The sequence below is a fragment of the Verrucomicrobiaceae bacterium genome (assembly GCA_016713035.1).
In the GTDB taxonomy this organism is placed as follows: Bacteria; Verrucomicrobiota; Verrucomicrobiia; order Verrucomicrobiales; family Verrucomicrobiaceae; genus Prosthecobacter.
In genome coordinates this window covers 120,762-132,470 of the sequence record JADJPW010000001.1, presented here as the reverse complement: position 1 = coordinate 132,470, position 11,709 = coordinate 120,762, and the positions used below count along the sequence as shown (strand labels likewise).

Annotated in this window: 7 protein-coding genes and 1 pseudogene; 6 read left to right on the top strand and 2 right to left on the bottom strand. The window is 58.6% G+C overall.

The window, feature by feature from the left end; translation table 11 throughout:
• Positions 1 to 351: 351 nt before the first annotated feature.
• Complete coding sequence (locus IPK32_00550; protein MBK8090511.1) at positions 352 to 1,116, bottom strand: DUF1549 domain-containing protein; 765 nt, start codon at positions 1,114 to 1,116, stop codon at positions 352 to 354.
• A gap of 96 nt (positions 1,117 to 1,212) precedes the next feature.
• Between IPK32_00550 and IPK32_00545 the strand changes: the two genes are divergently transcribed.
• Positions 1,213 to 1,968, top strand: a complete 756-nt coding sequence (locus IPK32_00545; protein ID MBK8090510.1) for a Nif3-like dinuclear metal center hexameric protein — start codon at positions 1,213 to 1,215, stop codon at positions 1,966 to 1,968.
• Positions 1,969 to 1,971: 3 nt separating this feature from the next.
• Positions 1,972 to 2,568, top strand: a complete 597-nt coding sequence (locus IPK32_00540) for a DNA-3-methyladenine glycosylase (protein MBK8090509.1) — start codon at positions 1,972 to 1,974, stop codon at positions 2,566 to 2,568.
• Positions 2,569 to 2,623: 55 nt separating this feature from the next.
• Here IPK32_00540 and IPK32_00535 read toward each other — a convergent pair whose 3' ends face one another.
• A complete protein-coding gene (locus IPK32_00535) occupies positions 2,624 to 4,315 on the bottom strand; it encodes a type II/IV secretion system protein (protein MBK8090508.1) in 1,692 nt (563 codons plus the stop codon).
• Positions 4,316 to 4,407: 92 nt separating this feature from the next.
• On the opposite strand from IPK32_00535, the gene IPK32_00530 reads away from it, so the two are divergent.
• From IPK32_00530 to IPK32_00515, 4 genes and pseudogenes are all read left to right on the top strand, one after another.
• A complete protein-coding gene (locus IPK32_00530; protein MBK8090507.1) occupies positions 4,408 to 5,262 on the top strand; it encodes an amidohydrolase in 855 nt (284 codons plus the stop codon).
• Positions 5,263 to 7,086: 1,824 nt separating this feature from the next.
• The gene (locus tag IPK32_00525; protein ID MBK8090506.1) at positions 7,087 to 8,943 is read left to right on the top strand and encodes an FAD-dependent oxidoreductase; all 1,857 of its coding nucleotides are present in this window, start codon (positions 7,087 to 7,089) and stop codon (positions 8,941 to 8,943) included.
• 44 nt (positions 8,944 to 8,987) lie between these two features.
• Positions 8,988 to 10,221 (top strand): annotated as a pseudogene (locus IPK32_00520) (DUF1016 family protein).
• Positions 10,218 to 11,666 (top strand): TIR domain-containing protein, encoded by a 1,449-nt coding sequence (locus tag IPK32_00515; protein ID MBK8090505.1) that lies wholly within the window; start codon positions 10,218 to 10,220, stop codon positions 11,664 to 11,666. Before IPK32_00520 ends, IPK32_00515 begins: the two are co-directional and overlap by 4 nt.
• The last annotated feature ends 43 nt before the right edge of the window (positions 11,667 to 11,709 follow it).

Here is an 11,709-nt window from a genome sequence, read left to right as displayed (position 1 = left end):
CAAACTCCGCCTGCAAGGCTGCGAGACGTTTCGCAATGTCTGCCTGTTTCTTTTCACCCTCGGCATCGAGGACCATCATGCCCGGCTCGCGTCGGCCGAGGATGGGCTCTTTGATGTCGGAGAAGAAAGCGCCGAGGGTGTAGAAGTCCCGCATGGTGATGGGATCGAACTTGTGGTCGTGGCACTGGGCGCAGCCGGTGGTCTGGCCCATCCACGCATTGCCGATGGCGCGGACGCGGTCGGTGAGCATGCGCTGCTCGTAGTCCTTGGCTTGAGCGCCGCCTTCTTCGGTGGTGAGGAGCAGGCGGTTAAAGGCGGATGCGACGCGGGTTTCTTGAGTGGCATCCGGCATCAAGTCTCCGGCGATCTGCTCGAGGGTGAAGCGGTCGAATCGTTTGTTCTCGTTGAAGCTGCGGATGACGTAGTCGCGGTACGGCCAGACGTTGTGGGATTGTCGCTGTGGTAGCCGATGGTGTCGGCGAACCGCACGACATCGAGCCACCCGATGGCCATGCGCTCGCCGTAGTGCGGGGAGGCGAGCAGGCGGTCGATTTCGGATTTCAGATTGGTGATTTCCGATTTCTGCGGTGGCAGGCCGGTGAGGTCGAAGGACAGACGGCGCATCAATGTGCGGTCATCGGCCTTCGGGGACGGTTTGAGTCCGATCTCGGCGATGCGTTTTTGCACCAGGTGGTCGATGGGATTTGCACCGGCGGGGATTTTAGCCTTCACGGGCTTTTCATAGGCCCAGTGCTGCTGGTAGGTGGCACCTTGCTCGATCCATTTCTGCAAAATGGCCTTCTGACGCTCAGTGAGCTTCTTGTTCGAATCCGGCGGCGGCATGTGATCGTCCTCGTCCTGGGTGAGGATGCGGGCGATGAGTTCGCTGTCTTTTGCATTGCCGGGAAGGAAGGCTTTGGCCTTCACGGCCTCATCGCGGAGGTCGAGACGGAGATCGGCCTCGCGGTGCTTCGGGTCGTTGCCGTGGCAGTAGAAGCAGTTGTCACTCAAAATGGGCCGCACATCGCGATTGAACTCGATTTTGGCTGGTAGAGGCTGTTCGGCAGCAGAAACAGCCATCGGAGCGAGTGTGATGAAAAGGAGGGGGCGGAACATAAATCAGGGCAGGGGACACTACGTTCGTTTTTGATGCGAAATGACATGGAAAAACCACTCGGCAGCATCACAAGTGCCCCGCCGCCCCTTTCCTCCATGAAACTCGCCGACCTCGTCACCTACCTCGATACCGAACTGCGCCTCAATGAGATCGCGGATTACGGTAACGCTCTCAATGGCCTGCAACTCGAGAATCACCACGGCAGCGTCAGCAAGATCGTCGCGGCTGTGGACGCCACACTGCCCGTGATACGAAAGGCTGTGGATGCTGGAGCAGATTTACTGATTGTGCATCATGGCATGTTTTGGACTGGATTGCAGACTTGGACGGGACCGGTGTTTCAGAAGATGAAAGTGGCGCTGGATGCCGGATTGGCGGTGTATAGCTGCCATCTGCCGTTGGATTTTCATCCCACTCTCGGCAACGACGCTGTATTGGCCCGTGCGATCGGTTTTGAGCCCTGTGGCACTTTTATGAAGACGAAGGGGACGGACAATGGTGCCCGGATCGAAACAGAAATCAGCCGCGAAGAGCTCGTGAAGCGAGTCGGGGCAGCAACAGGCTCCCGCGTGCATGTCTGTCCAGGTGGCCCAGCCGTCTGCCGCCGCATCGGCATCATGACGGGTGGTGCGGGTTCGGAAGTCGCCACGGTGGCGAAGGCCGGCATCGACACCTTCATCACCGGCGAGGGGCCACACTGGAGCTACACGCTGGCAGAGGAGCTGGGGGTCAATCTCATCTACGGTGGGCATTACGCGACTGAGACCTTCGGCGTGAAGGCACTCTCCGCCCACATCGAGTCGAAGTTCGGCATTCCGTGGCAATTTGTGGACCATCCGACAGGGCTGTGAAATATGCCTTATCTAACACGGAACTTCTTCCAGCGGGATGTGCTCACTGTGGCCCGCGAGCTCGTAGGCGTGGAGTTGGTGTGGCACGGCTGCTCGGGCATCATCGTGGAGACAGAGGCGTATGCGGTGGAGGGGGATGCAGCGTGTCACACGGCCTCCAGGCCTAGTGCGCGTGAGTTCGTGCGTTCAAAGCCACCCGGTGCGGCCTATGTGTATTTCAATTATGGCATGTACTGGCTCTTTAACTTGCTGGTGAAGGGTGGCGAGCACGATGGGCTTATTTTAGTTCGGGCGCTTGATCCGCAAAGCGGTCTCGAAGACATGCAAAGCCGCCGCAAGCGCGAAAAAGTCCGCGATTTATGCTCTGGTCCCGGCAAGCTGGCGCAGGCGCTAGGCATCGACGGATCGCATCATGGCCTGCCGATGGTGGGGCAGGGCAGGGAGGCAGAGTGTGGCCTTCGGAAGGCGAAAAAAGATTACGAGGTGGTGAGCGACATCCGTGTAGGAATCAGCCAGGCCGTGGATTTCCCGTGGCGCTTCCTCGCACGTGGCAATCCCCATGTCAGCGTGCCGCATGGGAAGGTAAAGGTGCGTGCTTGATCGTGTGGATCAACACCGTCTGATTTCGTGATTGGACTGAGCCCTTTTTCAGGGGCTACTCACTAGCCGCAGTGACGGTGAGCACCTCTTCGAGTGTGGTGATGCCTTCGCTAGCTTTGCGGAAGCCGTATTGGCGCATGGGGACCATGCCGTCTTTGAGGGCTTGAGCTTTGAGTTCCATGCTATTGGCACGTTGGTTGATCTTGTCCTGGATGGCTTCGGTCATGAGGCAGATTTCCATGATGGCGAGTCGGCCAGTGAAGCCAGTGCCACGGCAGGAGCGGCAGCCGACAGGCTTGTAGAAGGTGCGCTTGAAATCAGCCGGAATGCCAACGTTCTTCAGATAGGCTTCTTCGTAGTGCGCGGGTTGTTTGCAGGCTGTGCAGAGGGTGCGCACGAGGCGCTGAGCCTGAAAGGCACGCACGCTGGAGGCGACCATGAAGGGCTCGATGCCCATGTCCAAAAGGCGTGAGATGCCGCCGACAGCGTCATTGGTGTGCAGCGTGGAAAGTACTAAGTGACCAGTCAATGCACCACGGATAGCGATCTCCACGGTCTCCTGGTCACGCATTTCGCCGACCATGATGACGTTCGGGTCGCCACGCAGGATGCTGCGTAGGCCTGCGGCAAAGGTGAGGTCGATTTCTGGTTTCACAGCGATTTGCACGATGCCATCGAGCTTGTTTTCCACTGGGTCTTCGATGGTGACGATACGGCGCTCCTTGGTGTTCAGCTCTTTGAGCAGGGTGTAGAGCGTGGTCGATTTCCCGCTGCCAGTGGGGCCAGTGACCAGGATGATGCCATTGGGGGCTGCGATTAGCTTTCTCAAGGTAGCCTCGGTGTGCGGATCGAGTCCGATGGCGTTCATGTCGAACTTTTTGCGTGTGAGCAGGCGCAGTGCCACGGACTCACCATTCACACTAGGGATGGTCGCGACGCGGACGTCGATCGGTTCACCATCGAGCTCCAGATTGATACGGCCATCCTGCGGCAGGCGACGCTCTGCGATATCGAGGTGGGCCATGATTTTCAGGCGTGAGACGAGCGAGTTTTGCAGCAGTCGCATGTTTGGCGGCACGGGGACTTCCAGCAGCTTGCCATCGACGCGGTAGCGGATGCGCAGGTCTTTGTCTAAGGGCTCGACGTGGATGTCCGTGGCGCGTTCTTTGAGTGCCTCGCGGAAGATTTGGTTCACGAAGTTGAGCACGGTGGCTTCCTCATCAGCCTCATCGAGTACGGTGGTTTCCTGTTTGAGGTCGTCGTGGTCGTCGCCAGCCTCGCGGCCTTCCAGCAGCTCCTCGAAATTCTCTGCTCCGACTCCGTAGCCCTGGTGGAGGGCTTCGAGGATCCGGTGGCGTGGGGCGATCTGCCAGTGGACGCGTTTGCGCAGCTCCTGGCCCACGGCCTGGCGTGCGCTGAGGTCAAAGGGATTGTAAGTGAGCAGCGTGGCCTCAGTGCTGCTCAGCTGGGTAGGAAAGACGCGGTGGCGGAGGGCGATTTTGGCCGGGAAGCGGTTGTGGATGCCCTCTGGAGCATCGGTGGCACCATTTTGCTCAAATGGAATGCCGAGGCTGGTGGCGAGCTGGGAGAAGAAGCGATCTTCATCCACCATATTGGCATCCACGAGCGCATCCATGAGCGGTTGGCGCTTATCGGCGGCTGTTTCCAGGGAGTGACGGAGGCGGGTGGGCTCGGGGCAACCGGCAGTGGCAGCAGTTTGGACGAGGACGTCGATGAGATTCGGCATAGAAGAGAGTTCCCAGGTGAAACGCAGGGTGGTGATCAAAGTTGCTGATGGCTGCGGAATAATGGCATGCAGCCGACGTATGCAGCAATGACATGAAAAACATCTCTCGGCGGAATTTTTTGGCCTCCACAGTCACTAGTCTGTGCTCCACGGCATTTTCACAGGAAAAAGCAGCGGTGGAGCCGGTGATCGACATCCACCAGCACATGAACTACCACCTGCGCACAGATGCACATCTGCTGGCACACCAGGAGGCGATGGGCGTGACGACCAGCATCCTGCTGCCGGGCGGGACGATGGTGGAGCGGGCATCCACGCACCAGGGCCGCTCCAATGGCCTAGCGGCAAAGGTCAGCGGCACGGCCTGGGCGATGAATTTTGCCACAGCGCATCCTGGCGCATATCTGTGGGCGGCGAATGAGGTCACGGATTTAGACTCTGCGCCCTCTGAACTGGAACACTGGCTCAAGCGCGGTGCATGCATGATCGCAGAGCAAAAGTTTGATGTGGAGTGTGATTCTGCTGCGAGCCAAAAGCTCTATGAGCTCGCCGGGGCCTATGGAGTGCCCATTTTGCTCCATTTTCAGCACCAGACGTACAATCGCGGCTATGACCGCCTCCACACGATGCTCTCGAAATTCCCCAAAACGAGCTTCATCGGCCATGCGCAGGCATTTTGGGGCAATATCGACAAAAACCACGACCAGAAGGTGAATTACCCAAAAGGCAAAGTGACACCAGGCGGACTGACAGATCGCTATTTGGCCGATTATCCGAATATGTTCGCCGATATGTCTGCGGGCAGCGGCCTGCTGGCGCTGACGCGGGACGAGGAGCACACGCGGGGCTTTTTCGACCGGCATCAGGATAAAATCCTCTATGGCAGTGATTGCGCAGACCATTTTGGCCGTGGTCCCGGCTGCCAGGGGCGCAGACACTGGCGATGATCCGCAAGCTCTCGCCTAACAAGCTCGTGGAGCGAAAGATTCTGTTCGAGAACGCCAAAAGCTCTTCCGCATCGCTTCTTGATTGTTCGTTTCTGCATCATGCCTTTCTGCATGAAGTGAAACGATTCTCCTCCAAAGCAGATTCAGAAGATATTTCGCCGTCGTGGTCTTCGTCATGAGGAGGTGCATTGCTTCTCCCTCCTCCGACTTTCTTTCTGCGCCTTAGCGCCTGTTCTCCTGGCCGCTGCGGTTGATCCGCTGCCCGTCATCGATCTGTCGCAGGACACGCAGCGTCAGGTCATCATCGCGCAAGGCTCTGAAGAGGTCTATCAGGGGCATCCGACGACGGTGTTGTTGCCAGATGGCAAGACGATGATCGCAGTGTGGACACTCGGTCATGGCGGGACGTGTGGGCCTATGAAGCGCAGCGAGGATGGCGGGAGGACTTGGAGTGAACTGCTGACGGTGCCCGAGAACTGGACGGAGGCGAAGAACTGTCCTTCGATCTATCGGATCACGGGGCCAGATAGCGTGACGCGATTGATCGTGTATGCGGGGCGTGGGCCGGACAAGCAGATGCAGCAGTCGGTGTCGATGGATGAAGGCAAGACGTGGTCGCCGATGGCGAGCAATGGTCTGGAGTGCGTGATGCCGTTCACGACCATCGTGCCGGTGGAAGGCGGGAAGAAGTTGATCGGGTTGAGCAGCATTCGTCGCGAGGGTGACGCTGACCTCCGGTCGAACGTGCTCGCGCAGAGCGAGTCGAGCGATGGCGGCCTGACGTGGACGAAGTGGCGCGTGCTGGTGGATGACAAGGCGCTGAAGCCTTGCGAACCTGCCGTGATCCGCTCGCCTGATGGCAAGCAATTGCTCTGCATGATCCGTGAGAACATCCGTGCGGCGGGCTCGCACTTCATCACGAGTGATGACGAAGGGGCGAAGTGGTCGGAATTGAAGCCACTGCCGGAGGGCTTGTGGGGTGATCGCCACATGCTGCGCTATGCTCGTGATGGCAGGCTCGTCGTGACCTTCCGCGACATGGGGCCGGACAAGCGAACGCATAATCACTTCGTCGCGTGGGTGGGGACTTATGATGACATCGTGCAGCATCGCGAAGGCCAGCGGAAACTGTTGCTGCTGCACAGCTACAAAGGCAGCGACTGCGGCTACTCGGGCCTGGAACTGCTGCCGGACGACACCTTTGTCGCGACCACATACATTCAGTATCGCGAGGGTGCCGAGAAGAACTCGGTGGTGAGCACGCGGTTCACTTTGGCAGAGACGGACAAGGCAAAGCCGATGACGCTGGCGGCGACATCTGAGGCCAGCACGAGTGACCTCATGCTCGATGACGATGCGGCAGAGTTCACGGGAGCCTGGGCCGTGAGTGACAAACTGCCTGCGCTCGTCGGAGCGAGCTATCGCACAGCGGATCGCAAGCAAGCCGCCACGGCGACCTTCGCGCCGAACATTCCCGAGGCAGGCAAGTATGAGGTGCGCTTGCTCTACGTCGCGGCGACCAATCGTTCGACGAAAGCGACGATCAAGATTCGCTGTGCGGATGGAGAGAAGATCGTGCAGCAAAACCAACGCGAAGCCTGCCTTGAGGAGGGCCTACCGCGAGCGTTGGGTGTGTTTGCTTTTGCCAAAGGCAAGTCAGGAACCATCGAGGTCTCGAATGACGGGGCGGAAGGTTTTGTCGTCGTCGATGGTTTGCAACTCGTGCCTGAGGCTGAGGCCATCGGTGAACGCACCACGCACGCGGCATCGAGCTTCCCGATCAAGACGAGCGATGCGGCCAAGCCTGTGGTCGTTCCACCACCGATGCTGCTGACGAGCGCCGCGAAGCCACAGGACGTGAATGGCAAAGCGTATGACCTCGTCGTCATCGGCGGCACACCGGGCGGCATCGCCTGTGCCGTGCGGGCGGCAAGAGAAGGACTGAGCGTGCTGCTCGTGAATCACACGCAGCACCTCGGCGGCTTCGTCACCAGCGGTGCAGGCGGTTGGGAGGCGCCGTATGACGGCCTGCGCTCACTTTTGTATGGAGAGATGATCACGGGCGCGGCAGCCTATTATCGAGACAAATACGGCGAAGGCTCGACGCAACATCTGCTCTCGATGCCGAGCCAAACCAGCCGTGCTCACATTGACCGTCCGAAGGTCGAGCCGCGCATCGCGGAGATGCTTTTCAATGCGATGGTCGAGAGGGAAAAGACGCTGACCGTTCTGCTTGGCCACATCGTCACCAAGGCCGAGCGCGAGGACGCATTGCTGAAAAGCATCACGTTCAAGCCGATGCACGGCGATGGCTTCATCACCGTCATGGGCAAAGTTTTCGCCGACGGCATGTATGAAGGCGACCTCATGGCGGCGGTGGGCGTGAAGACGCAAATCGGTCGCGAGTCGCGCGCGCTATACCGCGAGAAACACGCAGGCGTCATCTACACTCAAGAGCGCCACAAAGAGCCGGGACAACGAGGCTTTCCCAAAGCCGCCGACGAAGGCTCGCTCAACATTCGCTACAACAGCCACGCCACCGCCGACATCGTCGAAGGTCCGCAGAGCGGCGAAGCCGATGGATCAGTGATGGCCTACAACTATCGGCTCGTGCTCACGCGCGACCCGGCGAATCGCATCATGCCGACGAAGCCTGAGAACTACGATGTCGCTATCGCCAAAGCCGCAGGCGGTGGTGGTTTCGTGCCGAATCTGCCGAACAAGAAGGTCGCATGGAACGGCGGACGTCTCATCGGCCCGCAGAACGAGTATCCCGCTGCCGATTGGCCCACACGCGAAGCCATCGCCCAACAGTATCTCAACGGCATGATGATGCGTCTGTGGTGGGTGCAAAACGATCCGAGCGCCCCGGAGAAGGAGCGCAAGCAGTTCGAAGGCTACGGCCTCGCTGCCGATGAGTTCCCCGACAACCACCACATGCCCTATGAGATCTACGTCCGCGAAGCCCGTCGCCTCGTCGATCGCGACGTTTTCAAGGAGCAGGACAACGTCATCGTCGAAGGCATCGCCCGCACGCCGATTCATGCTGACAGCATCGCCATGACGGACTGGCCGGTCGATTCCGTCGCCTGCCTTCCGCGCAAAGCGCCCGGCGGCAACACCGACGGCATCCTCTTCCTCGGCGAAGAATCACGCCCCGCGCAAGTTCCGTATCGCAGCATCCTCGCGAAGGAAATCGACAACCTCCTTGTCCCCGTCGCCATCAGCGCCTCGCACGTCGGCTGGGGCAGCATCCGCCTCGAACCCGTCTGGATGCAGCTCGGCGAAAGCGCCGGCCACGCCGCCGCGCTGGCGGTGAAGGGCCAAACAACACCCGCCAAGCTCCCTGCCGACACCTTGATCCGCAAACTCGCCGCGAGCCGCGTCATGATCAGCTTCTTCAACGATGCGGATGTCACCTCGAACGATCCCCAAGTCGTCGCCGCGCAGTTTTTCGCCACGAGAGGCTTCTTCGCCAGCTACGACGCCAATCTCGATGAACCCCTCACCGAAACGGTGAAAGCCGTATGGCAGGACGGCTTCGAAAAACTCCAAAAAGGCACTTTGGTGCCGATGCAGCTCGCGAAGGTCGTTCATGCGGCGGAAATGAAGGGTTCACCAGCCACGAAGGAGACGCGGGGTGCAGCACTTGCTGCCATGTGGAAGTCCTTCTTCCCCTAATGCTGGCCTTTACCTCAGTGAAGCAGCATGACACCTTCACGACGATGAAAAAGCCAGTCGCCCAACCCAAACCTGCCGCCTATCCGAGACTCATCACCGGCATCGGCACGCTGCTGGAGGAGTCTCGCCGCTCGGTCGCCCGTGCGGCGAATTGCTTCATGACCGCCACCTACTGGGAAATCGGGCGGCGGATCGTGGAGTTCGAGCAGGGTGGCAAACGGCGCGCTGAGTATGGCGATGAACTGCTGGAGCGGCTGTCGCGAGACCTGACGCAGCGCCATGGGCGGGGGTTCGGAGCGGTCAATCTCAGCCACATGAAGCGGTTTTACCTCAGTTGGCCGACCGAAAAGATTTTTCAGACAGTGTCTGAAAAATCCGGGACCCCAAAAACTCTCCCGACAGTGTCGGACGAATCCGCCGAGGAGCAAATTGGACAGACACTGTCTGCGAAATCCCGCGTGCCAATTTCCGCGACACTGTCGCGTATTTCTCCCGCCGACACGCTACCGTTACTCCGCGCCCTCGCCGCTCGTTTCCAACTTCCGTGGTCGCAGTATGTGAAACTCCTCACGGTGAAGGACGAAAAAGCCCGCCGCTTCTACGAGGAGGAAGCCCTGCGCGGCGGTTGGAGCGTGCGACAGCTCGACCGGCAAATCGGCAGCCTCTTTTATGAGCGCACCCTGCTTTCCAAAGACAAGGCGGCGGTGCTCCGCAAAGGCTCGAAGCCGCAATCCGGCGACGCTCTCACCGTCGATGAGGCCGTGCGCGATCCGTTGGTGCTCGAGTTCCTGAATCTGAAAGACGAATACTCCGAGACCGATCTCGAAGATGCCCTCGTTCGCCATCTTGAAGCATTCCTGCTCGAACTCGGCGGCGATTTCACCTTCGTTGGACGCCAGCGCCGCCTGCGTGTGGGTGGCACTTGGTATCGCGTGGATCTCATCTTCTTCCATCGCCGCCTGCGCTGTCTCGTCATCATCGACCTCAAGCTCGGCACGCTGGATCACGCCGATGCCGGTCAAATGCACCTCTACCTCAGCTACGCCCGCGAACACTGGACCCACGAAGGCGAAAACCCGCCCGTCGGCATCATTCTCTGTTCCTCCGCTGATGCCTCGCTCGCTCATTACACCCTCGACACCCTGCCGAACAAAGTCATGGCGAGAGAATACCAGCCTCGCCCTCCCCGCAGTGAAAAAGCTGGAAGCCGAACTCGCGGAGACCCGGAAGCGGCTGGAGAGGGTGGGAAAAGAACGCAAAACTCCAAAGCACGCATGAGCACCGCGCCGACAAATGTAACCAATCCGCCAAAAGTCTTCATCTCTTACAGTTGGAGCACGCCTGCCTACAAGGAATTGGTCTTGGACATCGCTGATCGCCTTATCAAAGATGACCGCGTTGAGGTCGTTGTTGATGAATACGATTTGAAAGGCGGCCAAGACATCGTGGCCTTCATGGAGCGCCTCAAAACCGACTCTACAATCACCCATGTGCTTGTGCTTTCGGACGCGGCCTACGCTGCAAAAGCCGATTCGCGAAAACGTGGGGTTGGCACTGAGGCGCAGATTCTTTCTGCGGACGTTTACAACGACATCGGGCAAACTCGCGTCGTGCCTGTCTTGATGGAGCGGACGCCAGACGGAGACCCCTGCCTGCCCACGTTCCTTCGAACGCGAATGTATTTTGATTTTTCCTCCACAGAATCAATGCACCGTGAGTGGGAAAAACTCGGTAGACACCTTTGGGGTAAGCCAATTCGCACCAAGCCTAGTCTTGGAGAATCACCAAAATACCTGACTATCGAGGCAGGCGGTGCTTTTGTCGGAATGAAGCGAACCTGGGCTGCTCTTCGTGCAGCTTTGATGGATGGGAAGCCGGGAGTGGCGGTGCTTCGCGATGAGTTCCTTGATTTGTTTGAAAACGAACTGCTCGAAGCCTGCGGTGGTTCGCAGCTAAAGACCGATGACAATGCTGATGTCAGGCGGCGATGGGAGGATTGCTTGCACGCTCAGATTGAGCCCCGCGAATTACTGCTCGAATGGGCGCTCTCGGAGGCGAGAATTGATGCTGAGAATGCCGTAAGGCGGTGCCTCATTCCGCTGCTGGAGCGAGTAAATGCCATTCCGAGAGAATCAGACAATTCTCCAACATGCTCCGCAGTGCGAGACGCGATGGCTGTCTTGGGTTACGAAATGGCGCTCTACGCTGTGGCTGTCCTTTTAGAAGTAGATGCACCTGCGGCACTGCGAATGTTACTGGTTCATCCTTTCCCGGAGCGCGGGCGATACCGAGAATCCATGCACGCAGCCCTTTCAGAGTTCTGCCACTATTCTCAATTCATGGAGCACTGGAATCAGAAGCAGGAACAGAAGTGGATTTCACCAATCGCAGAGCGCGTTCTTCAACGTTGCACGCATACCCGTTTAAACCGTGAGCGGGTGATTGAAGCTGAGGCAGTTGTGTTTCTGGCGAATGTTCTGAATGATACTCGGTGGTATCCATACACTGCGGTTTACTCGTCGCGAGGAACAAAGTTTCCATGGTTCCAAAAGGCCAAATCCGGCAAAGAGCCTGACAGGCTTGGAATTATTTCAGGTCGCGCGAATTGGAAGACAGTGAGAGACGAGTTCCTTGCGAAATTTCAAAGTATCACCTCGAATTCTAGTTGGGCGGTTTTCCAATCGTGGTGGCCGAAACTATTACCCGGAGCGCATGGCTTTTGAACAAGATCGCTAAACAGCTCTGCTCAGAGGACCGCTCAATTTT